Source organism: Mycobacterium sp. NGS34 (assembly GCF_059812845.1).
In genome coordinates, this window is the sequence record NZ_JCALDM010000001.1 from 344,538 (window position 1) to 369,056 (window position 24,519).

The following is a 24,519-nucleotide window of genomic DNA, read 5'->3' on the forward strand; positions in this document are numbered from 1 at the left end:
CTCGGCGGGCTCACACGCCGAAGGCGCGCTCCAGGTCCTTGAGCGACGTCTCCAGGTGGCCCAGCAGCCGCTGCAGGTGCGGGACGCTGCGGCGGCAGCCGACGAGGCCGAAGTCGAGGTTCTCGGCGTTGTTGGTCACGGTGATGTTGACCGCCTGGCCGTCGAGCGGGATCGACAGCGGGTAGTTTCCGTCCAACCGGGCGCCACGCCAGTACACCGGTTCCGACGGGCCGGCCGAAACGTTCGAGATGACGATGTTGAACGGCGGCGAGGCGGTGGAGAGGTACCCGGGAATCAGCCCGAAGAACAGTCCACCGATGTTGAACGCCGAGAGGGCGAGCTGTTGCACGGGGGGCAGCTGCCGGAACACCTCTTTGGTGTCGCGGATCGACGAGCTGATGATCTCCAGCCGCTTCGCCGGGTCGTCGAGGTCGGTCGCCAGGTTGCACAGGAAGGTGCCGACCATGTTGCCGCCGCGCTCGTCGCCCTCCTTGCGCAGGTTGACCGGCACCATCGCGGTCAGCGGGTCATCCGGCAGGGCGTTCTGCTCGAGGAGATAGGCGCGCAGCGCCCCGGAGGACATGGCCAGCACCACGTCGTTGACGGTCACTCCGGCGGCGGACTTCACCGCCTTGACGCGGTCCAGCGACCAGGACTGGGCGGCCACCCGCCGGGCACCGCCGATCCGGACGTTGAACATGCTGCGTGGCGCACGGAACGGGAGGGTCAGCTGCTGTTCGAGCAGCGCCGCGCGCGCGAGCCGCACCGTGGATGGTGCCAGCGCGAACGCCGACCCCGCGGTTCGGCCGACCCGTTCGAGCAGCGACGGCTGCTTCCTCGGCTCCCGGTGCCGGCGTGGGCCCAGAGCCCACGGCACCCGCACCTCGGCGTCATCCGGGTCAGGGCTGAAGGCGCGTTGCACCAGCCGCAGCGCGGAAACGCCGTCCATGAGGGAGTGGTGGTACTTGGTGTAGACGACGTAGCGCCCGTCCTCCAGCCCCTCGATGAGGTGCGCTTCCCAAAGTGGACGGTGCCGGTCGAGCAGGCTGCCGTGCAGCCGGGACGCCAATTCCAGCAGGTCACGGACCCGTCCCGGCTCGGGTAGGGCCGACCGGCGGAGGTGGTAGTCGAGCTCGACGTCCCGATCCAACGACCACGCGACGTTCGTGATGCCGCCGAAAAAAGCCGGGTGCTTCCGGAACGTCGGTTGAACGTCCGTGCACTCGAGCATCGCCTGATAGGACTCGCGGACGAAGTGCGGGCCCGCGTCCTCGGGCGGAGCGAAGAGCTGCAACGATCCCACGTGCATCGGATGTTCGCGCGACTCGCCGATGAGGAATAGCGCATCCGTCGGCGATATCGGTTCCATGGTTGGCCTCCCCATTCGGTCCCATTCGGGACAACTCCTCACCTCCAATTAGCCCGAGCGGGCATCGCCCACACCTAAGAAATTGCGCAGCGCCGATTCCCGCCGGTAGGGCCATCAATTCGTGGAGTGGCCATCCGGGCGGATAGACTGCTACGCCTGTAACTCGAGCGGCTGAGATCACACGCCGCTGGACCCATAAATTCATGTCCGGGGGAAGTGCCATGCCTGAAGACCAGACTGAAGCTGTCGGCTTGGAGCCGCACTTCGAGGACGTGCAGGCGCACTACGACCTGTCCGACGAGTTCTTCGAGCTTTTCCTGGATCCGACGCGCACTTACAGCTGCGCATATTTCGAGCGCGACGACATGACCCTCGAGGAGGCGCAGATCGCCAAGGTCGACCTCTCCCTCGGCAAGCTCGGATTGCAGCCGGGCATGACGCTGCTCGACATCGGCTGCGGGTGGGGCACCACGATCGTTCGCGGGCTCGAGCGCTACGACGTCAACGTCGTGGGGCTGACGCTCAGCCGCAATCAGCAGGCGCACGTGCAGCGGCGTCTCGACCAGCACCCGTCCGCGCGGAGCAAGCGCGTGCTGCTGCGGGGCTGGGAGCAGTTCGACGAGAAGGTGGACCGCATCGTGTCGATCGGCGCCTTCGAGCACTTCGGGCGCGACCGCTACAGCGACTTCTTCAAGATGGCCTACGAGGCGCTGCCCGCCGACGGCGTGATGCTGCTGCACACCATCATCAAGCCCAGCGACGAGGAGTTCGCCGAGCGCGGACTGCCCATCACCATGACCAAGATCCGGTTCATGAAATTCATCATGGACGAGATCTTCCCGGGCGGGGACCTGCCGCAAGCCAAGGGCGTCGTCGAGCACGCCGAGCGGGCCGGCTTCGCCGTCGAGCGGGTTCAGCAGCTGCGCCTGCATTACGCTCGCACCCTCGACAACTGGGCGACCACACTCGAGTCGCGCCGCGACGAGGCGATCGCGGTTCAGTCCGAAGAGGTCTACGACCGGTACATGAAGTACCTGACCGGCTGCGCCGACCTGTTCCGCGACGGCTACACCGACGTCGCGCAATTCACCCTCGTCAAGGGCTGACCCCGGCCCTGCCGGTTTTCCGAGTCCGGCCGCGCCGTCGCGGCGCGGTTTATCGGCGCACCCCTGCGGGTAACACCACGAGCAACGACCTGATGCGGTAGAGGCCGAGGTTGCTTGGCCCAAAACCGCAGGAAGGACCGACCGTGGACGGCAAGCACAACGCGACCGGGGTGCCGGAGCAAAGAACATCGGCGAACGGGTGGCGTTCGCGCCGCGGGCTGTCCGGCATCGCGATGGCATGCGAGATCGTGTCCGCTTCGGTGCTGTGCGCGGTGAGCTCGGCGGGGCTGTTCGCCTACGTCGAGCCCGACAAGCCGACGGTTGAGTCGACGTTGGGGCCGCCGCCGGCCTCCCACCCGGTGCGGCAGGAGGGGACCGTCATCGCCGCGTCGGCGGACACGGTGACCGCCCGCAGTCCCAACGGCTACACGCAGACGTACCGCGTCACCCCGAACACCACCGTCATTTCGCGCGACGGCAGCCAACCCATCACCGGCGCTTCGCATTTCGCCGTCAACGACCACGTCGAGATCGTCGGGACGATCGAGGGCGGGACCGTGCTGGCCACCGCCGTCTCCGACCGCGGCACGTCCAACGGCGACGGACCGCCGATGGATCACATTGCGGCCCAACCGATCAGCGGTCCGGACGGCGGCACCTGAGCCAGCCGGGTTGCGCTATCCGTTGCCCAAATGCGCGCCGCCGTCGTCCAATTCGTCTCGGCGCAGGCCCATCGGGGTCTTGGCCGGGATGTCCCCGCCGGCGATCACCGCGCGGGTGATGGGCGTGAGCGCCCGAAACAACGTTTCCACCTCGTCGTCGCTGAGGGCATCGAGCGCAGACAGGGCCAGCGCGTCGGTGCTCGATTCGATGTGATCCTTCAGCTCCCGCCCGGCCGCGGTCACCGTGCCGTCGTCGTTGAGCAATCCACGCGCGGCGAGCCGTTGCTCATGGTGGCGCCACGCCGCCTCGTCGTAATCCCGGGTGCGGGCGATGTAGTCACGCCCGACTCGACCGGCCGCCGCGTGCAGCACGTTGGATTCCCGGCCCGAGACGCCGGCCGCCGCCAGCACCGCCACATGCCCATCGCCGCGCTGCTCTCGGAGCAGCGTCGCGGCGTGCCACAGTGCGGCCACCGGTTCGTCCGGCCACGGCAGCGCCAGGTTCGCGGCGAACAGCGGTCGCCCATCGAGCGCGGCCCCGCGCGCCGCCCTGCCCGCCAACTCCCCTGCCACGGACACGTTTTCATCCGCCTCGACGCCGTAGCGGCGCAGGGCCGCGACCGCCGATTCCTGCCGGGCGCGTAACGCGGCCTCGGGACCGGCGATCTCCCACGCCGCCGGCAGCGCCTTCGCGACGCGCTCCGGGGCGAAGTTGTAGAAGATCGCGGTCACCACTTCCCGCGGCACCATGCCCAGCGGCGCCGATCGGGCGGCGAAGTAACCCATCCAGAACCCCCGGTAGCCCAGCCCGTCCAGCGCCGCCCGCGCCTCGGCCGCGAAGTAGGTCACCGCATGCACCGGCTCGAATCGATCGAAGAAGCGCCGCGCCAGCTCGGGTTCTCTGTGCACTTTCATTTGCCTTTCAAGCTGCCTATGCGGAGCGAAAAGTCGGTGCGTTTGGGTTGCGACTCGTTCTCGACCGTCTCGACGTAGATCTGGGGGTCGCGGTCGACGATCCGCAATCCCTCGGTGGTCGGATGCTCGGCCATGAAGTCGCTGTACAGTCGCCCGAGCGCGTCGCGCAGGCCGATCGGGGCGTTGCGGCGGAAGTCGGGCAATCCGTCCCGTTCCTCTTCGCCCATGTGGTCGTCGTTGGCCGACCGGGTGTGGCCGACCGCCGCCCACCACTGTTCCGTCCCGACCTGAGCGGCGTCGGCGTCGCGCACCCCGTCGCGAATGTCGTTGTGGTCGCCGATGGCGTCGAGCGTCTCGCCTTCAGGGTCATCGGTGCCGCGCTTCAGCAGCTGCGGGTAGAAGATCTTCTCCTCGATATAGGCGTGCACGTCGAGCTTGTCGGCGAGCGGACGCCACACCCGCTCGAGCGCCGCGTTGTTGACGGGTGCCTGCAGCCGCAGCGCGTCCAGCCGGGCGAACTGCTGGCGGAACCACTCGTGATCGGCGGCGATCAACTCTGTGATATCAGCCATCTGACTCCTCAGTCTTCACCCGCCAAGCCCTGCGAGCCATCGTGTTCCATGCCGAGCCAGAGATCAACCGGCGGCTGCTTAGGCTCGAGAAGTGACGATCTCCTATGACGAAGCCCTGCGCGAGCGGATCCGCTCACACCTGGCCGCCCATGACCGGCGCGCGGTCACCGACCCGACGAAGCGGCACGCGGCCGTCGCGGTGGTCTTGGTCGACTCGGAGATCGGGGAGGACAGGGTAGATCCGGCGCCGCTGGACGACTGGATCGCGGCGGCCCCGGCGCTGGAGATCGACCTGGACGGCCGGATGGTCGATGTCTCCGGAGGCGCCGCGTTCCTGCTGTGTCGCAGGGCGTCTCGCCTCACTTCTCATGCGGCGCAGTGGGCGCTGCCCGGTGGCCGGGTCGATCCGGGTGAGACGGCCGTCGACGCTGCGCTGCGGGAACTGCGCGAGGAGGTCGGCATCGAACTGCGCGATTCGGCGGTGTTGGGGTTACTCGACGACTACCCGACCCGGTCGGGCTACGTGATCACCCCGGTGGTGATCTGGGGAGGCGGGCGGCTGGACCCCCGGCCCGCGCCCGAGGAGGTCCTTGCGGTGTACCGGGTGGGCCTGCACCAACTGCAGCGTGCCGATTCGCCGCGGTTCATCAGCATTCCGGAGAGCCCGCGACCGGTCGTACAGATCCCGCTGGGTAATGACCTCATCCACGCCCCGACCGGCGCCGTGCTCCTGCAGCTGCGGTGGCTGTGCCTGGAAGGTCGCGACGACCGGGTCGACGAGTTGGAACAGCCGGTGTTCGCCTGGAAATAGGCGCCGGCGCCTGGTACCGGCTAGCTGATTCGGCCGATTCCCGAATGGGTATGTCTCTCTGAGGTTGTGGGGCGAGTGTGGGGGAGGCGATTCTGATGGCGGTGGAACGCGGACGTGCGCGATGCCCGCGGTGCGCGGCGTGGGCCGAGTATCAATTCCTTGAGCTCGCTGACAACAAGCTTGAGTATGAGGTGCGATGCGCCGCTTGCGGCCACCTCCACTCCGAGGTGACGCTCGTGTGCACGGCCACCACGGCGGCTGCCTAACGGTTCGGTCAGCCGTCCGAATGCGGCGTCGGGCTTTGGCCCGATTCCCATTTCGCCGCGAGAGACCTCTTGACCGGCGTGCCGGGCGCGAGGTCGATCTCGAATGTTTCGCCGGCGCCCTCGAGCGTGACGAGATGGCGGCCGTCGGTGAAGTCTTTGAACACCACCTTGTACGGCTGTTCGCCGGCGCCGCGGTCGACGGCGATGACGTCGCCGGGCGCGACGTCCTCGATTCGGTCGTTACCGGTGGCTTCAGTCATGTGGTCAGCTGGAGCCACGTCGTCGAATCCGGTCTCCCCCGCGGCCATTGCGCGCCTCCTCAGGTCGTCTGAATTGACTTCTGAGGCCTACCCGTTGGGCCGCGCGCCTAAAACCGATGGCGGTGTCGGTCGACGTGCGCGGTGGAAAAGCCCGTAACCGTCGTCTCCGGGTGCTGTCACTCGACGGACGCGCAGTGTTTGCCTGCCGGCAACCGGCGGGCGGGCTCGGTCTGCAAACCTTGACCGACGCTCCGGGACGGAGAAGTCGCCATACCTCTTAAGAAGGGCGACCATGACGGAACACTTGCGCGCTTACAACAGTCTCTGGCAGGTCCGCAGCGACTCATGGTGCCGACTGGAGGAGGCCGCCGACCGGCTGATCCGCCCGACCACCGAGGGCGCGCTCAAGACGAAGTGCATCAACACCTGCCAGGAATTGCTCACGCGGCTAAGCACTCTCGAGCCCTACTGGGCCTACCCGGGGTCGCCGCAATTCGCGCGGGTTCAACGACTGTTCGCCGCCGGCAGCTACGACAAGTTCGCGCAGGCGCTGGTGCAGATCAACCGCGCGCTGACCACGGAGTCGTACCGCACCGGCGATGTCGAGAACGCCGGAAGCGACGACCTCGACATGTTCCCGTCCGATCCGCGCCAGCTCGTCGAACATCAACCCGCGACCCAGCGCGACCGTCCCTACTTCGAGGTGCTCGTCGTCGAGAAGATGACCGAGGACCAGGAACGGGCGCTGCGCAACGAAGTCCGCAAATGGCGGCGCCCCGACGACGAATTCGTCTACGAACTGGTGGTGGTGTCAAGCGGAGACGAGGCGCTCATCGCGGCCCGGCTGAACGTCAACCTGCAGGCGGTGGTGATCCGGCGGCGCTTCTCACACCAATCGACCCGCGACCTGTCGGCCCTGGCGGAGTTCGTCGACACCGGGGTGTCGCACGAGCTGGCGGATCACCAGTCGCCCGAGGAACGCGCGCAGATCCTCGCGGTGTCCCTGGCGAAGTTGCGGCCCGAACTCGACCTGTACCTCATGACCGAGATCGAGGTGGAGGACATCGCGGGCCGGCTGGGCCAGTACTTCCGCCGGGTGTTCCACGCTCGGGAAGGCATGCTCGAGCTGCACCTGTCGATCCTGCAGGGGGTGGCGGCGCGCTACCGCACCCCGTTCTTCAGCGCGCTCAAGCAGTACAGCCACCGGCCCACGGGTGTCTTTCACGCCCTGCCGATTTCGCAAGGCAAGTCGATCGTCAACTCGCACTGGATCAGGGACATGGTCGGCTTCTACGGCCTGGACGTGTTCATGGCCGAGACGTCGGCGACGTGCGGCGGCCTGGACTCGCTGCTCGAGCCGACCGGGCCGCTGCGCGAATCCCAGCAGCTCGCCGCGGAAGCCTACGGGTCGCGCCACACCTACTTCGTCACCAACGGGACCTCGACGGCGAACAAGATCGTCACGCAGGCGTTGGTGGCGCCCGGCGACATCGTGCTGCTGGACCGCAACTGCCACCAGTCCCACCACTACGGGATGATGCTCGCCGGCGCGAATGTGGTTTATCTCGAGGCTTATCCGCTCAACGACTACTCGATGTACGGCGCGGTCCCGCTGCGCGAGATCAAGTCGAAACTGCTCGCCCTGAAGCGCGCCGGCAAGCTCGACCGCGTCAAGATGATGTCGCTGACGAACTGCACCTTCGACGGGATCGTCTACGACGTCGAACGGGTCATGGAGGAGTGCCTGGCCATCAAGCCCGACCTCGTATTCCTTTGGGACGAGGCATGGTTCGCCTTCGCCCGGTTCCACCCCGTGTATCGGACGCGCACCGCCATGGCGGCGGCGCGGGCGCTGCGGGAGCGGCTGGCCGACCCCGACTACAAGCGCCGCTTCGAGGAGTACCTGGCGACCGAAGCGCCCAGCGACGACGACCTGCTGGAGCGCCGCCTCATTCCGGACCCGGCGCGGGCCCGGGTGCGGGTGTATGCCACCCAATCGACGCACAAGACGCTGACCGCGCTACGACAGGGATCGATGATCCACGTATTCGATCAGGACTACGACCAGAAGGTGGCGGAGCCGTTCCACGAGGCCTACATGGCGCACACCTCCACCTCGCCCAACTACCAGATCCTCGCGTCGCTGGATCTCGGCCGCCGACAGGTCGCGTTGGAGGGCGTGGAACTGGTGCAGCGGCAGATCGAAAACGCGATGCAGCTGCGTGACGCGATCGACAACCACCCCCTGCTCAGCAAGTACATGCGTTGCCTGCGGACCTCCGATTTGATCCCCGAGGACTTCCGGCCGTCGGCCATTGCCCAGCCCCTGCGCTCCGGCTTGCGCAACATGATGGCCGCCTGGGATCAGGACGAGTTCGTGCTCGATCCGTCGCGGATCACGTTGTTCATCGGCCCCACCGGATACGACGGCGACACGTTCAAGCGCCAACAGCTGATGGACCGCTACGGGATTCAGATCAACAAGACGTCGCGCAACAGCGTGCTGTTCATGACCAATATCGGCACCACCCGCAGCTCGGTGGCGTTTCTGGTGGAGGTTCTGGTCAACATCGCCCGCGAGTTGGACCAGGATATCTCCGAGATGAGCCTCGGTGAGCGCGAGCACTTCGCGAAGGCGGTCTATCGGCTCACCGAAATGTCTTTGCCACTGCCCGATTTCAGCGGATTCCACCCGGCGTTCCTGGACCACAGCGGCAGCGAGCCGACGCCGGAAGGGGATGTCCGCCGCGCGTTCTATCTGTCCTACGACGACACCAACTGCGAATACCTCACCGGCGACCAGATCGACGAGCGCTTGGACGCGGGAGTCGACATCGTGTCGGCGACCTACGTGACACCCTACCCGCCAGGATTTCCGGTCCTGGTCCCCGGCCAGGTCTTCAGCCGGGAGATCCTGCAGTTCATGCGCGACCTCGACACCCCCGAAATCCATGGCTACCTACCGAATTTCGGCTACCGCGTCTACACCGAGAAGGCCATCGAGATGGTCAGCGAGTCCGTGGGACTGCCGTCCAACGGCCACCGCGCTACGCGACGGAAGGCAGCCCCGGCCCCGGCGAAAACGCCGAAAAAGAAGTCGGCCAAGCACGGCGGGCCCAACGGCGACGGAAACGTTCCCGAGGTCGGGCACGAGGAACTCGTCGGTGCGCAGCACGTCGGCGACGCGCTAACCGCGGACCCGCCGCCGGCCGAGAGCGATGTTCCCGAGGTCGGCGTGGACGAATTGATCGGCGGGCAGCAGCGCGGCGACGCCGTGGCGGCCGAGAAGGGCTAGCCTGCTCGGTCGGGGGCGGCGGGTAGGCGCCGTTCGATGATCGCCACGGCGCGTTCGCCCCAGCGAATGTTCTCCTTTTCGAAGGAGATTCCACGCAGCAGCGTCAGATAGGGGCCCACCCGTTCGGCCTGGGCCAGGTACTCGGCCTCGCTGCGGCCATCGAGCATCCGGGCCCGCGTCCGTTCGTAGCGTTGCAATTTGGTCTTGGCCCATTGCACTCGTTGCACCATGAACTCGCGGACGGCCTGCGCGTCGCCGGCGTCCACGGCCATGACTTTGACCGCGAGCTCGTCGCGGATCGCGGAGGGCTTGGGCGCCCGGGCGGTGAACTGCCGGATCGCTTCGTGGCCCGCCTCGGTCAGGGAGAACATGCGCTTATTGGGCCGGCGATCCTGATGCACGACCCGCGCCTGGATGAGACCCTGCTCGGCGAGCCGGTCGAGTTCTCGATACAGCTGCTGCGGGGTGGCCATCCAGAAGTTGGCCACCGAGGCGTCGAAGCCTTTGGCCAGGTCGTACCCGGAGGCCTCGCCCTCGAGGAGCGCGGCCAACACCGCATCGCGCAGGGACACGCCTGACAGTGTAACGATGCGAATATTCAACAAAGTGACTAATCGCACATCGACAGACCGCCCGCCAGGCCTTAGCGTCGAGCAGGCCTATTCAACAAATTGACTATCCGAGGTGTCGCGTGAGTTCAAAGCATCCCTTTCGTAAGGCGGTCGAGGAGCGCGACGAGGCGGCCATCCAGGCGATGCTGGCCGACACCGTGGTATTCACCAGCCCGGTGGCGTTCAAGCCCTATGTCGGCAAGCCCATCACCGCGGCGATCCTGCGCGGTGTGCTGCGGATCTTCGAGGACTTCCACTATGTCCGTGAAATCGGCGACGGCAACGGGCGCGACCACGCGCTCGTGTTCGAGACCGGGATAGCGGGGGCGCCGGGCGTGAAGGTCACCGGTTGCGACTTCCTCCACTTCGACGACGACGGGCTGATCGACGAGTTCATGGTGATGGTGCGGCCGCTGTCGGGAGCCAAGGCGTTGTCCGAGGCGATGGGCGCGCAGTTCGACCGGATCCAGCAAGAGGCCGTCGAGCTGGCCGATCAATTCGCGACGGCGCGGGGGTAGCGGATCGTGCGGATCGGATTGGGGATCAACTACGCCGGCGGGTTCAAGGAGGTCGCCGCGGAAGTGGCCGACCTGGAGCGCGCGGGGCTGGACATTGTCTTTGTCCCCGAAGCGTATTCGTTCGACGCGGTCAGCGCGCTGGGCTACCTGGCGGCAAGCACGGAACGGGTCCAGCTCGCGTCGGGGATCCTCCAGCTCTACACGCGCACGCCCACGCTGACCGCGATGACCGCCGCGGGCCTCGACTACGTCTCGGACGGCCGGTTCATGCTGGGCCTGGGCGCCTCCGGCCCCCAGGTCATCGAGGGTTTCCACGGGGTGCCCTACGACGCCCCGATCGCGCGCACCCGTGAAGTCGTCGACATCTGTCGCCAGGTGTGGCGGCGCGAGACCCTGCGACACAGCGGCAAGCACTACACGATCCCGCTGCCCGAGGGTCAGGGCAGCGGGTTGGGCAAGCCGCTGAAACTCATCAACAAGCCTGTCCGAGAGCGCATCCCGATCCTGATCGCCGCGCTGGGACCCAAGAATGTCGAGCTGGCCGCCGAAATCGCCGAGGGCTGGCAACCGATCTTCTATCTGCCGGAGAAGGCGCGCGACGTGTGGGGGGAGGCGCTGGCCACCGGTCAGGCCAAGCGCGACGCCGCGCTCGGGCCACTCGACGTGTTCGCCGGACCGGTGCTTGCCATTGGCGAAAACGTCGAGCCCCTACGCGAATTCGTCAAACCCCACCTGGCGCTCTACATCGGCGGGATGGGCGCCAAGGGCAAGAATTTCTATCACACCCTCGCCACCAAGTACGGCTACGGCCCCCAAGCGGACCGGATCCAAGAGCTCTACCTGGCCGGCGACAAGGACGGCGCGGCGAAAGTGGTGCCCGACGAGCTCGTGCGGGACGTCAACTTGATCGGTTCGCGCGAGTTCGTCAAGGAACGCGTGGCGGCGTTCCGTGAGGCGGGCGTGACGACACTGAACGTCGCGCCCATGGCGGGCACGCCGCGTGAGCGGATCCAGCTGATCGAGACGCTGCGCGGACTGATCTAGCCGCCCGCACTCGCGGGTCATGTCGCGACCTGCCAAGGCCTCGCTTGCCATAGCATGTGTGCTATCGCGTCGGCGAAGCGCAGGGAGCGACCAACATGGACCTCGACCGAATCACCCATCCGCTGCGACTTTCCAGAGGATCGCATCAGCCCGGGTCGGGCAAAGGGTGTGCAATGAACGCGATTTCGTACATCAATGGCGACGAGCGGATCACCGACTTTCCGGCGACTTCGGCCCGCCCGCTGGCCGCGTTCGTCCAGTCGTGCAACGACCTGCTTGCCGGGCCCGACGGCTATCTCTCGCCCGACGACAGCTTGCTGGTGCTCGACTTGGGTTGGCTGACGGTTGGCACCGCCGACGTCGCCGACACCGTCGTGCACCCGTGGGTCGCCAAGCTGCTGGTCAGCCCGCCCTGGGGCGTGATCCGCTACGCGGGGGACGCGGCGGCCAGGGCCATCACCGACATCGCCGAACTGCATCGCCGGCTCGCCCCGGGCGCGATGCCGCCGATCGCCGAATGGGACGGCGCCGCCCGCGCCGCGCGCGCGGTCACCACCACGCCGGTGACCGCCGAAAGGTACGCGGTTCGGGCCGCCTGCCAGTCGACCGCGCTCGTCGACACCGACGACTGGGACACGCTGGATGCCGTGGCCGGCAACGCGCTCAAGGCGCACCGCCTGGCGAACGCGGATGGTGGAGCCGCCCGCATCGTGGAGATCACCCGCCACGCCATTCGCTCGTGGCGGCGGTTGGCCGGGTTGAGCGTCGTCGGTGCGCGACCCAAAATGGTTGCGGCGTAACTGGATCAACTCTGGCGGTGCGCGGCCCGTCGCAGCCGCACCGCGCGGCTCATCGCCGTCGTCAACGCCAACACCGACATGACGGCCAGGATTGTCGTCGAGACCGCGGACCCGGTGGTGGCCAATATCAGCGGCAGGCCGAAGCCGACGTACGTCACCACGTAGAACACCCCGACCAGGGCGCCGCGCAGCCGCAGCGGCGCCGCGGCTTCGAGATCGATCAACCCCTCGCGCAAGCAGAGGCCGGACGCGCAGCCCAGGATCAGGAACAGCGGCAAGCCCAGCGCCACCGACATGGTGGGCGGGGCCACCGCTGTTGCTGCGTAGCCGAGCGCGGCCAGCACCGCACCGGCGGTGCCGGCGTGTGGCCCCCAGCGAAGCGCGCGGGCCAGAATCTGAATGAGCCCGCTCACGCCGTTGACTATCAGCGTGGCGGTTCCCGCGGCCACCGGGGCCGCGAGCCCGGTGTGCACGCGGCTGGGAATGGTGATGAATCCCAAAGTCGCCGAGGCGAACACCCACGGCGCGAGCGGCATGGCCCAGCTCAGCGCCCACGCGGTTCCCCGCCGCGCCGCCACCGGCGGCTCCCAGCCGTGCGAGGTTGCGGGCGCCGCCTGGTCCCCGCCCCGCACCGCCAAGACCGAAAGAATCATCGCCGCCACGACAAGGCCGGCGGCGAGCCCGAACGACAGCCGAATACCGAGTTGGCCGGCCCGCGCGATCAAGCCCGCGGCGAATGGGCCGACGGCGAACCCGGCGAGCAACACCGCACCGGCGGCCGCCGCACCGGCGGGACCCCTCAGATCGGAGGCCCATGCGGTGCAGGAGCTCATCAACAGGCCTACACCGAGGCCGACGATCAACCGTCCCGGCAGCAAGACGTCGGCCTGCTGCGAGAACAGCATCGCCAACGTGCCCACCAGAGCGGTCGTGGAGCCCGCCAACGCCACCGATTGGCGCCCGAGCGCATCCGAGGCGCGCCCGCCGAAAAGCAGTCCGGGCAACAGTCCCAGCGCGTAGACCCCGAATATGGCGTCCAGCCGGGCCGTGCCGAGGTGTTGGCGGTCGCTGATCGACGGCATCAACGCGACGAAGTGGTTGGCGACCCATCCCGTCGACAACAACAGGGCAAGCACGCTGGCGAACACGGCGCGGCTACCGCCCGCCACTGCCGTGGCCGACGCCGATTGCGTCCCGCGCACGATGCCGGTCGACGCGTTCGACATAGGATTTCGCCCTCCCCGGATGCTGCGCACCGAACCCCTTAAGACGCGGCGGCCCAAGCGGGTATTCCCGCGCCGGCGCAAGCAAACACACGCCCCCTCAGCGCAAATCGCCGTGAGGTTTGAAACCGGCCGGTTTGGTGAACAGACAGCACAACACGGACCAAGGAGGGCAAATGATCAAGCAAACCGCGGCGGCCGCGATCGCGTTGGCCGCGCTGCTGTCCGGCGCGTGTTCGGCCTCGCAGATCGTCAACACCGGCGGTGACACCAAGTGCAAGGACTTCACCGGGCAGGACGAGAAGAAGCAGAGCGACGAAGTCAGCAAGATGCTCAAGGACAAGAGCGGGACCGATCCGACCAACGCCGAGATCACCGCGACGCGGCTGTCCGCGCTCACCTACTGCCAAACGCTGGGCAAGCCGGACACCAAGATCTCCGAGGCCCCGCACGGCTGACGATCGTCGCTAGAAGTAAAACCCTGCGTACGGTGCGTCCGGTACCGCGAACAGGCGATCGGCGAGGGCGAGCGTCGCCGGATCGTCGGCGCGGGCCAGCCCGGCGACGGCCAGGCCGTGCCAGGTCGCACCGCCGAGCAGCACCGCACTCAGCGCTTCGACGCCCGTGTGCAGCTGGGCGGGGCGGTCCGTCTGTTCCGCGCCGTCGGCGGTGACCGTGAAGCTGGCCGCATTGTCGGGCAGAAACGGGTCGTCGATCGCGATGGTCACCGCCCCGTCTCCGACATATCCACGTGCCCCCAACGCCTTTCGCGCGTCGACGACGCGTAGCCACGTTTCGTCGTGCACCGCGCTCACCCGCGCGGCCCGCCGATCGACGAGCAACCAGGGCAGCGGATCGTCGATGGGCAGCATCCAGAACACCACGCGGTCAATGAGATCGAGCCCGAGCAGGAAACGCAGCAGCCCGACGTAGGCCTGGATGGTGGGCGCGAAGAAGTCCTCGACCGCGATGGTGCGCTGGTCGCTGACGAACCAATTCTCGGTGTCGATGGGACGGTAGCGGGCGAACCCGGACTCCGACCCCGGTTCACCGTGCACCGCGACATACGAAGCACCCGGGGATGACTCGGCGCGCATCCGCACGCCCCGCCACCACACGTGCGGGCGGTCGATGGTTCCCGGGCGGGACGGCCGGTTCTCGGCGTAGATCCGGGGCAGGACGTCCCACGCTTCGCCCAGCTCCAGCAGTCGGACCGGACCGCCGGCCCCGACGCCGGGGCGCAGCGCCGCCCGTGCGGTCTGGACCTCCACGGTCTGCGTCGAACTCGCCACCCCGTAGCCGTATCGCTCGTAGATGGTCGCCTCCGAAGCGCGCAGCGTCGCGACCGCCTCACCCCGCGCTGCGATGTCGCGCAACTGATGACGCATCAGCTCGGTGGCGATGCCCTGCCGGGTGAACGACGGCAGCACCCCGATGTGGGTCACGGCCGCATGTCCCACGATCGCCCCGCCGGGGAGCGTGAGCCCGCTCGTCACCGCGTCGGCGGTGCCGACGAGTTGCCCCCCGACGAAAGCGCCGATCGTGCGGCCGGGATCGAGCAACTCGGTGATTTGGCCGGGCGCCAGGTTTGCCAGCGGGGGAAATCCGACCATCGCGGCGCGAAACACGTTCATCGCGGCGACAAGGTCGTCCTCACCGTCGAGGACACGGATGTCGGTGGTCATCCCGACATCATGTCTCAGCTGAAATGCTAGCGAATCTGCAGCCCGGTCAGCGCGCGCGAAATGACCAGGCGCTGAATCTCGCTCGTGCCCTCGAAGATCGTGAAGATCTTGGCGTCGCGGTGCATCCGCTCGACGGGGTAGTCGCGGGTGTAGCCGTTGCCACCCAGGATCTGGATGGCCTCGTCGGTGACGTAGACCGCGGTCTCGCTGGCGACCAGCTTGGCCATCGAGCCCTCCGCCGAGTCGAAGCTCTGGTTGTTGCGCGCCATCCAGCCGGCCCGCCACACCAGCATCCGCGCCGCGTCGATGCGGCTCTTCATGTCCGCCAGCTTGAACGCGATCGCCTGGAATTCGCCGATCTTGTGCCCGAATTGCTCGCGCTGGCAGGCGTATTCGAGGGCGTATTCATAAGCGGCCCGGGCCACGCCGACGGCCATCGCGCCGACGGTGGGCCGGGTGCGCTCGAAGGTCTTCATCGCGGCCTGCCCGCGCGACGAGGCGCCGGACTTGACCCGGGCGATGCGCTCCTCGAACTTCTCCCGTCCGCCGAGAATCGCGTCCTCGGGAAGCCGGACGTTGTCCAGCACCACCTCGGCGGTGTGTGACGCGCGGATCCCGTGCTTCTTGAATTTCTGGCCCTGCGTCAGGCCGTGGGTGTCCGGCGGGATGACGAAGGTGGCCTGGCCGCGGGTGCCGAGCTCGGGATAGACCGAGGCCACCACGATGTGGACGTTGGCGATGCCGCCGTTGGTCGCCCATGTCTTGGTGCCGTTGAGGACCCATTCGCCCGCCGCTTCGTCGTAGCGCGCGCGGGTGCGGATGGCACCGACGTCGGATCCCGCGTCGGGCTCCGAGGAACAGAACGCGCCGAGCTTGGGTTCGTCCGGGGTACCGAACATCTCGGGAAGCCAGCGGCCCAGCTGTTCGGGGGTTCCGTTGCCCGCCAACGCCGCCGCGGCCAGGCCGGTGCCCAGGATGGACAGCGCGATGCCGGCGTCACCCCAGAACATCTCCTCGAACGTGGTGAGGAAGCCCAGCCCCGTCGGCTCGGCCGCCTGCTGCGCGAAGAAGTCCGGGGAGTACAGCCCGACCTTCGCGGCCTCCTGGATCACGGGCCACGGGGTTTCCTCCCGCTCGTCCCATTCCGACGCGGCGGGGCGGATCACTTCGGCCGCAAACTTGTGCACCCAATCGCGCACCTCGATCACGTCGTCGCTCAATTGCAGTGAGAAAGTCACGGGTCTACTCCTGAAATAGGTTGGTGGTCAGTCGTTCCTGGGCTTGCGATATTGCTTGAGGACGCTGAGGGTCTGTTCCACCCACGCCTCGATGTAGCGGTCTTCGGCGATATTGCCGGGCAGGCGCCCGGTCAGCGCCTGCAGCGTCGCGGCGTAGGACAACGCCCCGATCGCCACGGCCGCGGTCGCCGCGGGATCGGGTATCTCGTTGCGGCCGGACCGATTCAGCGCGGCCAGTTCGTCGGCGAACCGCTGATAGGCGTTGTCGGTGATGACCTGCCAGGTCTTCTCGTCGAGATCGCCGAGCGCGTCGGGCTCGCGCAGCATGACCTTGAGCAGATCCTCGCTCTGTTTGAGGTTGCTCCAGATCAGCTGGCCCGCGGTGCGCACCGCCTGTTCCACGCTGGCCGGCACTCCGGCGTCGTACTGCTCCCGGGCGGCCACGATGCTGTCGATCCGGTGCGCGACGGCGGCCTCCAGCAGCTCGCGCTTGGAGCCGAAGTGCTTGTAGAGCGCGCCCGACCCCGGCGCCAGGCCGGACGCGCGCTGGATGTCGGCAACCGACGTCGCGGCGTAGCCCTTGTCGGCAAACAGCCTCAGCGCTTCGCCCAACAGCCGGTCGCGTCCGGAAGGTTGCACGGTGAGAGAGTACTCACTCACCTAGCGCGAAACCAAGCCAGTGTTACGCAGTTCACAGACCGTTCGGGGAGGCGCTGGTACGAGCGCCGCACGCCGGGCGAAGGGCCGCTGGGCGCCGGCACTTTGAGCGGTGCAAAGGCGTGGCAAAGATTTGGGTTCGATATGCACCCGGGCCGTCCGGTTGCTCACGACCGTCCGCGTTAATTACCTTTCACGACAGGGGCCGGGAAATATCAGCCGAGCGACGAAGCCCAGCGCCGTGTAAATGCCGGAACGCCAACGGGTTACGGACATATCCGCGCCACAGATGCGTAACAACATGGCAATACGTAATGAGAAAGCGAGCGATGCACCAGTTCGAAGTATCCCGAAACAACGCCGCCGATCCCGGGCCGGCGTCACGAAACGACCGGCTGCGCTCCATGATTCACAGCGACCTGCCGGCGTCTCTGGTGGTGTTCCTGGTCGCGCTGCCGTTGTCGCTGGGGATCGCCATCGCATCGAACGCTCCAGTGCTCGCCGGCCTGATCGCCGCGATCGTCGGGGGGATCGTCGCCGGGTGCATCGGGGGATCGCCACTGCAGGTGAGCGGTCCCGCCGCCGGACTCACCGTGATCGTCGCCGACCTGGTGTCCGAATTCGGTTGGGCGGTGACATGTTTGATCACGGTCGGCGCCGGCGTCCTGCAGGTCCTGCTGGGCATGAGCCGCGTCGCGCGGTCGGCCCTGGCGATCTCACCGGTCGTCGTGCACGCCATGCTGGCCGGAATCGGAATAACCATCGTACTTCAACAGGTGCACGTGCTGTTAGGCGGAAAGTCCAAAAGCACTGCCTGGCAGAACGTTATCGGCCTTCCGGCCCAAGTTCTAGGCGCACATAAACCGGCGGTGGTCCTGGGCGTGCTGGTGGTGCTGATTCTGATCGGCTGGCGGTGGGCTCCCGCCAAAGTCGCCCGCATACCCGGCGCGCTGGTCGCGATCGTTGCCGTGACGGTGCTTTCGCTGGTCTTCCCGTTCGATGTGCCCCGGATCGAACTCGAGGGGTCCGTGCTGGACGCGCTGCGGCTGCCGGAACTCCCCGACGGAGGCTGGGGCGCCGTCGCGGTGGGCGTACTGACGGTCGCGCTTGTCACCAGCGTTCAGAGCCTGCTGACCGCGGTGTCCATCGACAGAATGCACAACGGGACGCGGACCGACTTCGATCGCGAGCTGATCGGACAGGGCGCCGCCAACATCGTGTCGGGTGCCATCGGTGGGCTGCCCATCAGCGGTGTCATCGTGCGCAGCGCGGCTAATGTCAACGCGGGCGCGAAATCCCGGGCCTCGTCGATCATGCACGGCGTGTGGATCCTGCTGTTCACGCTTCCCTTCGCGGAGCTGGTGGAACAGATTCCGACCGCCGCGCTCGCCGGCCTGCTGATCGTCGTCGGAATTCAGCTACTCAAGCCGGCCCATATCAAGACCGCGCAGCGCACCGGAGATCTCGCCGTGTATATCGTCACCGCGCTCGCGGTGGTCTTCCTCAATCTCCTGCACGGGGTCATGATCGGCCTCGCGGTGGCCGTCGCGCTGACCGGCTGGCGGGTGATCCGGGCCAGGGTCGAGGCCGCGCGCGTGGGTGATGAATGGAAAGTCGAGGTCGGGGGCGCATGTACCTTTCTCGCGCTGCCCAGGCTGACCCGGGTGTTGGCGTCCGTGCCTCAAGGCGCGACGGTGACCGTCCACGTCGTCGCCAACTACCTCGATCACGCCGCGCACCAGGCGATTAGCGACTGGCTACGACACCATAGACACAGCGGCGGCGCGGTGCAGATCCACGGCATGAGCGAGCCGGACGGAGCCCGCCCGACCGACGGTACTGCTCCAAACGTCGAACGCGGCGGTGCCCAGCTGACCTTGGTCCACACCAAGACGGCAACCTCCGAGGTGACCTGACCGCCGCACCAACCCCAAGCATCGCGCCTATATCCTGAGCTCGTTGGCCAAGCCGGGCGAAGACGGAAGGCAAGATGTCACGAGAACTTCGGCCGCTGCCGCGGACGGTGTGAGTGATGGCGACCGATACGCCCGCGCTCCACGGTCTGCGGTTGCCGATGAAGGTGCTGTCACTGCGCACCATCGTCATCGTCGCCGCGCTGTCGGTGATCACGCTCGTCGTCCTGTTGGGCGCCTGGGTGTGGATCGGCGTCACCAACGACCAGTACAGCCAACTCGACCGTCGGCTGGATTCGGTGAGCAGTCTGGGCGACATCAACACGCTGATCAACAGCGGCCAGCTCGCCACGCCCGACCGACCCACACCGGACGGCAACCTGGTGCGCACCGCGCGCATCGCCGGTGTGACGGTGTCCGTCCCCGGCAATATCGTTCTGCCGCAACTGCCGAACGGATACGCCAACACCACCATCGGTGGCGTGCAATACCGCGTGCGCACCTTCAGCGCGGGTCCCGCCTCGATCGCGCTCGCCGCCCCGCTGGCCGAAGCCCAGCACCGGATCAACGAACTGCACCTGCGGGTGTTGCTGATCTGCGGCATTGTCATCGGTGGCACGATCCTCGTCGGCTGGGTGATTTCGTTGATCATGGTCAATCCGTTCCTGCTGCTGGCGCAGCAGGCCCGCGCCATCAACGCCCAATCCAGCCCGGACGAGGTCCAGGTTCGCGGCGTGCGTGAGGCCGTCGAAATCGCCGAAGCCGTCGAAGGAATGCTGGCCCGCATCGGCAACGAGCAACAGCGCACCAAGGCGGCGCTCGAGTCGGCCCGCGACTTCGCCGCAGTCGCGTCGCACGAGCTGCGCACGCCGCTGACCGCCATGCGCACGAATCTGGAAGTGTTGTCCACCTTGGAAATACCGCGGGAACAGCGCCAAGAGGTGATCGGCGACGTCATACGCACCCAGAGCCGGATCGAAGCGACACTGACGGCGCTGGAACGACTGGCGCAGGGCGAACTGACCACCGTTGACGATTTTGTGCCGTTCGACATCACCGAGCTGCTGGATCGCGCCGCGCACGACGCCCTTCGCATTTACCCGGACGTGCAGGTGTCGCTGGTGCCGTCGCCCACGGTGTTGATGGTGGGGCTGCCCACCGGGCTTCGGCTGGTGATCGACAACGCCATCGCCAACGCCGTCAAGCACGGCGGCGCCACCGAAATCCGGCTCTACGTAACCAGTTCCGGCGAGGGCGTGGAAATCGCCATCGACGACAACGGCACCGGGGTGCCCGAGTCCGAACGCACCGCGGTCTTCGAACGGTTCTCCCGCGGGTCCACCGCCTCCCGGTCCGGGTCGGGGCTGGGGCTGGCCCTCGTCGCGCAGCAGGCCGAACTGCACGGCGGTAGCGCGTCCCTGCATTCCAGCCCGCTGGGCGGCACGCGTCTTTTGCTCCGGCTGGCGGGTGACGGGCGCGGGCCGGCAGGTTGACGCGATGCTAGGCCACCTCGGCGTCAACGTGCCGGATCTGCCGGCCGCGAAGCGCTACTACGACGCGCTGATGCCCCTGGTCGAATTCGAGCCGTTCCTTGCAGCCGACGATGAATTCGCCTACAAGCCCGCCGGCAACAAGCCAGGCACCTACCTGTTCTTCTACCCGTCGGGCCAGCCGGGCGAGTACTCCGCGGAGCGGACCGGTCTGCAGCACCTGGCGTTCATGGTGCCGCGCCGATCATTGGTGCACGCCGTGCACGAGCATGTCGTTCGGTTGGGCGGCACGGTCATCCATCCCCCGCGGCATTTCCCGCAGTACGCCGGCCATTACTACGCCACCTTTTGGCACGACCCGTTCGGTCTCAGGCTCGAGGCCGTGTGCCACCACGACCGCGACTGAGCATTCGCCAAGATTGAATCGGCCGAGCACCGCGAACGTGCGGCTAGCCGCACATTCGGCGTCGAGCGTGCGGCCAGCCGCACGGTCGAGCAGTGAAGGTCGCCTATTCGCCCGAATTCACAGAGGGGTGGCCTGCTGGGCCAGGTTCAGCAATACGTAGGCGATGCAGAAAAGGAAGTTGAGTACTACCAGGACCAGGCCCATGAAGAGGAGCGAGCGGGTCCCCTGGCGCTTGAGACGCTTGACCCGCGCGCCGCGGGCCTCACGGTTGAGCTGCATCGCGATCAGCGCGAAATTCACATCCGTTACTTCGTCGTCCGCGACGGGCGCACCGGCCACCATCTGACGCAGGCGTTCGGGGGCGGTGTGGACGCCGACGCGCTCGAAGCGGTGACACAGCCGTCGCGCCCGCCTGCGGCCAAGTGCCTGACATCGCATCTGTACCTGGTGCATGAGTTGCCGCCGTTCGTAGCCCCAGGCATCGGACGGAACCGTCACAAGCCGGGAGTCTAACCCGCAAATACCCGGTTTCGGGAGGTCTAAGTCAATTCCGTCGGCACCTTTTAACCGCCGGTCATCCGCTCGGATTCAGGCAGGTCCAGGTAGCGCTCCAGGTTGCGATGCATGTTGATCACGCGCCGTTCTTCGCTGGAGAGCGCCAAGTGGGTGAACCCGGGCTGGTGCAGGCCACGCTGTAGGCCCGCGAGCAGCTGGATGTCCTGGGTGAGCACCAGGCCCGGTTCGGCCTCCCCGGCGGTGCTCCGCACGTCCGCCGGCTTGCTGCGCGGCGCACCCGGCGCCATCCGGGTCATCAGGAAGATGACCATTTCGCCGCGATCGGGGTCGGCGCCGGGCCGCGAGCACATGACGGTCAGGTGGTCGGCGTTGGCCAGCAGCGTCATGTTGGGAAACACGTTGTACTGGTGCAGCCGGGTGATCCGGTCGGTGTCGGCCCACGAGAGGTCCACCCCGCGGCTGGCCGCGAAGGCCCGCGTGGCCTCTGCGATCAAGTCCTGGACCGTCTGCCCGGGACGGCGTTCGTCGGCGGGAAACGGGGTGCCCTCGGCCGCGCCCATCAGCGCGCCCTGCGTGTAGACGTAGGCGTCCCAGACCTCTTCGTCGCTCAGCGCGCCGTCGAAGCGCGGGCTCTGCACGCCGTAGGGCTGGTCGGACTTTCCCGTGTGACCCCAGATCTGTTGGGGCGCATGGATGTCGTCGACGCAGCGCAGCAGCTCGGGATGCAGCGTCTGGATGTGGTAGGTCTCGCTGTAGCCGTCGGCGATCGTCTTCCAATTGGCGTCGACGTCGATCGTCAGCGTCGCGTAGCAGCGGAAGTCGCTCAGGTGGCACCACGCGATGTCGTCGGGCACCGCCTCCAAATACTCGAGCAACGGCATCGCGCCGACGTCGAGATTGACGAAGACCAGGCCCTCCCACGTGTCGACCAGGGCGGGTATCAGCGGGAAGTCCGACATCCGCAGTGAGCCGAAGCCCTTGCGGTTGGGCACCCGCTTGAGCGTGCCGGCGAGGTCCCAGGTCCAGCCGTGATAGCCGCACTTGAGCTCGCGCAGCCCGGAACCCGAGCCGGCGCACAGCGAGTTTCCGCGATGGCGGCACGCGTTCTGGAAGGCGCGCAAGACGCCGTCGTCGCCCCGCACGATCAGCACCCCGTACGGACCGCAGCGGTACTCGAAGTAGTCGCCGGGCTCGGCGACGTGGTCGACCATGCACGCCAGCTGCCACACCTTCGGCCACATCCGTTCGACCTCGCGTTGGGCGAACGTCGGCGAGTAATAGCGCTCGGCCGGCACCAGGGTGGGGCCGGCCGGCGGGGTGCCGATCGCGTCCTCTTGGGCGTTGGGGCGGGTGCGAGTCGGGTTGCCGGCGGGCGCGTTCACGGACGGCGCCCCTAACGCGCTCCGCGCACCAACCGGCCGGGACGCGCCCCGGTGTCGACGTCGTTGCGGCGCGTCACCGTCCCACTGACGATCGTGGCGGCGTAGCCGCTCGCGCCCTGCAAGATCCGGTTGCCGCCGGCCGGCAGGTCGAAGGCCATCGCCGCGGGGTGCAGACGCAGGGCGTCCATGTCGATCACGTTGATGTCGGCCTTCTTGCCGGCTTCGATGGTGCCGCGGTCGGTGAGGCCGAACAGGTGCGCGGTGTCGCGGGACTGCTTGCGGATCACGTATTCGAGCGGCAACTTCTCACCCCGCCGACGGTCCCGCGCCCAGTGCGTCAGCAGGAAGGTGGGATAGGAAGCGTCACAGATCATTCCGCAGTGGGCGCCGCCGTCGGAGAGTCCCAGCACGCCCGCGGGGTGCAGCATCATCTCCCGGATCGCGTCGCAGTTGCCGTCGGCGTAGTTGAACAGCGGCAGCATCAGCATGTTGGTCGCGTTCGACTCGAGCATGAGGTCGTAAAGGGTGGCCAGGGGGTCCTCGCCGCGTTCCTTGGCTATCGCGGCGACGGTGCGGTCCGGTGTCGGCTCGTAGTCGGGCGGATTGCCGAGCGCGTAGAGGCGGTGCAGGGAGTGCTGCACCAGCGCGAACATCCCGTCGAACAGCTGTGTCGGGTCGACGGGCAGGTCGTCCTCGGAAAGGATCGCCGCCCGCACCGCCGGATCGGCGAGGCGCTGCGCGAGCTCGGCGCGGCCGCATTCGGCCGCGAGCCGGCGATAGGTTGGCCGATGGCTGAAGCCGTGATGCCCCTGGAACCCGATCATCATGCCGAACGGGCGCGCCGCGATCTGCGGGTGCAGCCGGGCGCCCGCCGCGTGCGCATCCGCGGAGAGGTCGAGCATCTCGCGCCAGAGCTTCGGGTCGGCGTCCACTTGAATGAGCGCGAACGACACCGGGCGGTCGATCTCCGCGCTGAGCCGGCGCATCCAGTCCAATTCCTTCTTCGGGCCGATGATGTCCTCGCCCGCCGCCCCCTGCGGAGCCAGCTCGAACACCGCCTGACCGCCGGCGGCCATGGCGCGCCCGAGACCGAACAATTCCTCCTCCGCGGCGAAGGTGCCGGGCACCGGCTCACCGTCCATCGCGCGGTGGCCCATCGTGCGCGACGTCGAAAACCCGAGAGCGCCGGCCTCGATGGCCTCGGTGACCAGCCGCGCCATGGCCGCGATGTCGTCGGGCGTGGCCGGCTCGTTACGGGCGCCCCGCTCGCCCATCGCGTAGGCGCGGATCGCGCCGTGGGCGACCTGGCTGCCGACGTCGATCGCGAATTTCTGCTTGCCGATCGCGTCGAGGTATTCGGGGTAGGTCTCCCAGCCCCAGGTGATGCCCTCGGTGAGGGCGGTGCCGGGGATGTCCTCGACGCCCTCCATCAGCTCGATCAACCATTGCTCGCTGCCGGGCCGCACGGGGGCGAAGCCGACGCCGCAGTTGCCGGTCACGATCGTCGTGACGCCATGGCCGCTCGACGGCTCCAGCAGGCCGTCCCAGCTCACCTGGCCGTCGTAATGCGTGTGGATGTCGACGAACCCGGGGGCCACCAAACGCCCTGTCGCATCGATGGTTTCAGCAGCCTCGCCGGCCATCTCAGGGCTGTCGGCGCCGCGCCGGACGACGTCGACGATCGCGCCGTCCTTGATGCCGATGTCAGCCCGGTAGCGCTCCGCGCCGGTGCCGTCGACGACAGTGCCACCGGTGATCTTCAGGTCGAACATGAGGTTCA

Annotated in this window: 23 protein-coding genes; 11 read left to right on the forward strand and 12 right to left on the reverse strand. The window is 67.5% G+C overall.

Annotation, left to right across the window (positions count from 1 at the left end; all coding sequences use genetic code 11):
* Positions 1-10: 10 nt before the first annotated feature.
* Positions 11-1,369, reverse strand: coding sequence for a WS/DGAT/MGAT family O-acyltransferase (locus AC5Y7V_RS01735; RefSeq protein WP_499878320.1), 1,359 nt, complete (start codon positions 1,367-1,369; stop codon positions 11-13).
* Between the two features lie 221 nt (positions 1,370-1,590).
* Here AC5Y7V_RS01735 and AC5Y7V_RS01740 point away from each other — a divergent pair, with 221 nt between their 5' ends.
* Positions 1,591-2,475: a cyclopropane mycolic acid synthase family methyltransferase gene (locus AC5Y7V_RS01740; RefSeq protein ID WP_499878321.1), complete on the forward strand. Its 885-nt coding sequence runs from the start codon at positions 1,591-1,593 to the stop codon at positions 2,473-2,475.
* A gap of 143 nt (positions 2,476-2,618) precedes the next feature.
* Positions 2,619-3,137, forward strand: coding sequence for a single stranded DNA-binding domain-containing protein (locus AC5Y7V_RS01745; protein ID WP_499878322.1), 519 nt, complete (start codon positions 2,619-2,621; stop codon positions 3,135-3,137).
* 15 nt (positions 3,138-3,152) lie between these two features.
* Here the strand turns inward: AC5Y7V_RS01745 and AC5Y7V_RS01750 are convergent, their stop codons facing one another.
* Both AC5Y7V_RS01750 and AC5Y7V_RS01755 read right to left on the reverse strand, forming a co-directional pair.
* Positions 3,153-4,046 carry an SCO6745 family protein gene (locus AC5Y7V_RS01750; RefSeq protein ID WP_499878323.1) on the reverse strand — a complete coding sequence of 298 codons (894 nt, stop codon included), beginning with the start codon at positions 4,044-4,046 and terminating at the stop codon, positions 3,153-3,155.
* 2 nt (positions 4,047-4,048) lie between these two features.
* Entirely contained in the window at positions 4,049-4,624 is a 576-nt protein-coding gene (locus AC5Y7V_RS01755) for a hemerythrin domain-containing protein (protein WP_499878324.1), read from the reverse strand.
* A 91-nt stretch (positions 4,625-4,715) separates the two neighbouring features.
* Between AC5Y7V_RS01755 and AC5Y7V_RS01760 the strand changes: the two genes are divergently transcribed.
* Positions 4,716-5,435 carry an NUDIX hydrolase gene (locus AC5Y7V_RS01760; protein WP_499878325.1) on the forward strand — a complete coding sequence of 240 codons (720 nt, stop codon included), beginning with the start codon at positions 4,716-4,718 and terminating at the stop codon, positions 5,433-5,435.
* 274 nt (positions 5,436-5,709) lie between these two features.
* Here the strand turns inward: AC5Y7V_RS01760 and AC5Y7V_RS01765 are convergent, their stop codons facing one another.
* The gene (locus AC5Y7V_RS01765) at positions 5,710-5,961 is read right to left on the reverse strand and encodes a hypothetical protein (RefSeq protein WP_499878894.1); all 252 of its coding nucleotides are present in this window, start codon (positions 5,959-5,961) and stop codon (positions 5,710-5,712) included.
* A gap of 292 nt (positions 5,962-6,253) precedes the next feature.
* Between AC5Y7V_RS01765 and AC5Y7V_RS01770 the strand changes: the two genes are divergently transcribed.
* Entirely contained in the window at positions 6,254-9,256 is a 3,003-nt protein-coding gene (locus AC5Y7V_RS01770) for an aminotransferase class I/II-fold pyridoxal phosphate-dependent enzyme (protein WP_499878326.1), read from the forward strand.
* Here AC5Y7V_RS01770 and AC5Y7V_RS01775 read toward each other — a convergent pair.
* Complete coding sequence (locus AC5Y7V_RS01775) at positions 9,253-9,828, reverse strand: PadR family transcriptional regulator (RefSeq protein ID WP_499878327.1); 576 nt, start codon at positions 9,826-9,828, stop codon at positions 9,253-9,255. The genes AC5Y7V_RS01770 and AC5Y7V_RS01775 overlap by 4 nt on opposite strands.
* 119 nt (positions 9,829-9,947) lie before the next feature.
* On the opposite strand from AC5Y7V_RS01775, the gene AC5Y7V_RS01780 reads away from it, so the two are divergent.
* The 3 genes from AC5Y7V_RS01780 to AC5Y7V_RS01790 all read left to right on the forward strand — a co-directional run bounded on the left by AC5Y7V_RS01780 (position 9,948) and on the right by AC5Y7V_RS01790 (position 12,229).
* Positions 9,948-10,385, forward strand: a complete 438-nt coding sequence (locus AC5Y7V_RS01780) for a nuclear transport factor 2 family protein (protein WP_499878328.1) — start codon at positions 9,948-9,950, stop codon at positions 10,383-10,385.
* Between the two features lie 6 nt (positions 10,386-10,391).
* Complete coding sequence (locus AC5Y7V_RS01785; RefSeq protein ID WP_499878329.1) at positions 10,392-11,429, forward strand: LLM class F420-dependent oxidoreductase; 1,038 nt, start codon at positions 10,392-10,394, stop codon at positions 11,427-11,429.
* Between the two features lie 173 nt (positions 11,430-11,602).
* The gene (locus tag AC5Y7V_RS01790; protein WP_499878330.1) at positions 11,603-12,229 is read left to right on the forward strand and encodes a hypothetical protein; all 627 of its coding nucleotides are present in this window, start codon (positions 11,603-11,605) and stop codon (positions 12,227-12,229) included.
* A gap of 5 nt (positions 12,230-12,234) precedes the next feature.
* Here AC5Y7V_RS01790 and AC5Y7V_RS01795 read toward each other — a convergent pair whose 3' ends face one another.
* Complete coding sequence (locus AC5Y7V_RS01795; protein WP_499878331.1) at positions 12,235-13,455, reverse strand: MFS transporter; 1,221 nt, start codon at positions 13,453-13,455, stop codon at positions 12,235-12,237.
* A gap of 173 nt (positions 13,456-13,628) precedes the next feature.
* Between AC5Y7V_RS01795 and AC5Y7V_RS01800 the strand changes: the two genes are divergently transcribed.
* Positions 13,629-13,910: a hypothetical protein gene (locus tag AC5Y7V_RS01800; RefSeq protein WP_499878332.1), complete on the forward strand. Its 282-nt coding sequence runs from the start codon at positions 13,629-13,631 to the stop codon at positions 13,908-13,910.
* Between the two features lie 9 nt (positions 13,911-13,919).
* Here AC5Y7V_RS01800 and AC5Y7V_RS01805 read toward each other — a convergent pair whose 3' ends face one another.
* From AC5Y7V_RS01805 to AC5Y7V_RS01815, 3 genes are read right to left on the reverse strand one after another with little or no spacing between them, the layout of a single operon-like run.
* Positions 13,920-15,137, reverse strand: coding sequence for a GNAT family N-acetyltransferase (locus AC5Y7V_RS01805; protein WP_499878333.1), 1,218 nt, complete (start codon positions 15,135-15,137; stop codon positions 13,920-13,922).
* Positions 15,138-15,163: 26 nt separating this feature from the next.
* The gene (locus AC5Y7V_RS01810; RefSeq protein WP_499878334.1) at positions 15,164-16,375 is read right to left on the reverse strand and encodes an acyl-CoA dehydrogenase family protein; all 1,212 of its coding nucleotides are present in this window, start codon (positions 16,373-16,375) and stop codon (positions 15,164-15,166) included.
* A gap of 27 nt (positions 16,376-16,402) precedes the next feature.
* Positions 16,403-17,014 carry a TetR/AcrR family transcriptional regulator gene (locus AC5Y7V_RS01815; RefSeq protein ID WP_499878335.1) on the reverse strand — a complete coding sequence of 204 codons (612 nt, stop codon included), beginning with the start codon at positions 17,012-17,014 and terminating at the stop codon, positions 16,403-16,405.
* Positions 17,015-17,361: 347 nt separating this feature from the next.
* On the opposite strand from AC5Y7V_RS01815, the gene AC5Y7V_RS01820 reads away from it, so the two are divergent.
* The 3 genes from AC5Y7V_RS01820 to AC5Y7V_RS01830 all read left to right on the forward strand — a co-directional run bounded on the left by AC5Y7V_RS01820 (position 17,362) and on the right by AC5Y7V_RS01830 (position 20,841).
* Positions 17,362-18,948, forward strand: coding sequence for a SulP family inorganic anion transporter (locus AC5Y7V_RS01820; RefSeq protein WP_499878336.1), 1,587 nt, complete (start codon positions 17,362-17,364; stop codon positions 18,946-18,948).
* 158 nt (positions 18,949-19,106) lie between these two features.
* Complete coding sequence (locus AC5Y7V_RS01825; protein ID WP_499878895.1) at positions 19,107-20,438, forward strand: sensor histidine kinase; 1,332 nt, start codon at positions 19,107-19,109, stop codon at positions 20,436-20,438.
* Between the two features lie 4 nt (positions 20,439-20,442).
* Entirely contained in the window at positions 20,443-20,841 is a 399-nt protein-coding gene (locus tag AC5Y7V_RS01830) for a VOC family protein (protein WP_499878337.1), read from the forward strand.
* A gap of 117 nt (positions 20,842-20,958) precedes the next feature.
* Here AC5Y7V_RS01830 and AC5Y7V_RS01835 read toward each other — a convergent pair whose 3' ends face one another.
* The 3 genes from AC5Y7V_RS01835 to AC5Y7V_RS01845 all read right to left on the reverse strand — a co-directional run bounded on the left by AC5Y7V_RS01835 (position 20,959) and on the right by AC5Y7V_RS01845 (position 24,511).
* Positions 20,959-21,339, reverse strand: coding sequence for a hypothetical protein (locus tag AC5Y7V_RS01835; protein WP_499878338.1), 381 nt, complete (start codon positions 21,337-21,339; stop codon positions 20,959-20,961).
* A gap of 65 nt (positions 21,340-21,404) precedes the next feature.
* Positions 21,405-22,739 (reverse strand): aromatic ring-hydroxylating oxygenase subunit alpha, encoded by a 1,335-nt coding sequence (locus AC5Y7V_RS01840; RefSeq protein ID WP_499878339.1) that lies wholly within the window; start codon positions 22,737-22,739, stop codon positions 21,405-21,407.
* Between the two features lie 11 nt (positions 22,740-22,750).
* On the reverse strand, positions 22,751-24,511 hold the full coding sequence (locus AC5Y7V_RS01845; protein WP_499878340.1) for an N-acyl-D-amino-acid deacylase family protein: 1,761 nt from the start codon (positions 24,509-24,511) through the stop codon (positions 22,751-22,753).
* Positions 24,512-24,519: the final 8 nt, after the last annotated feature.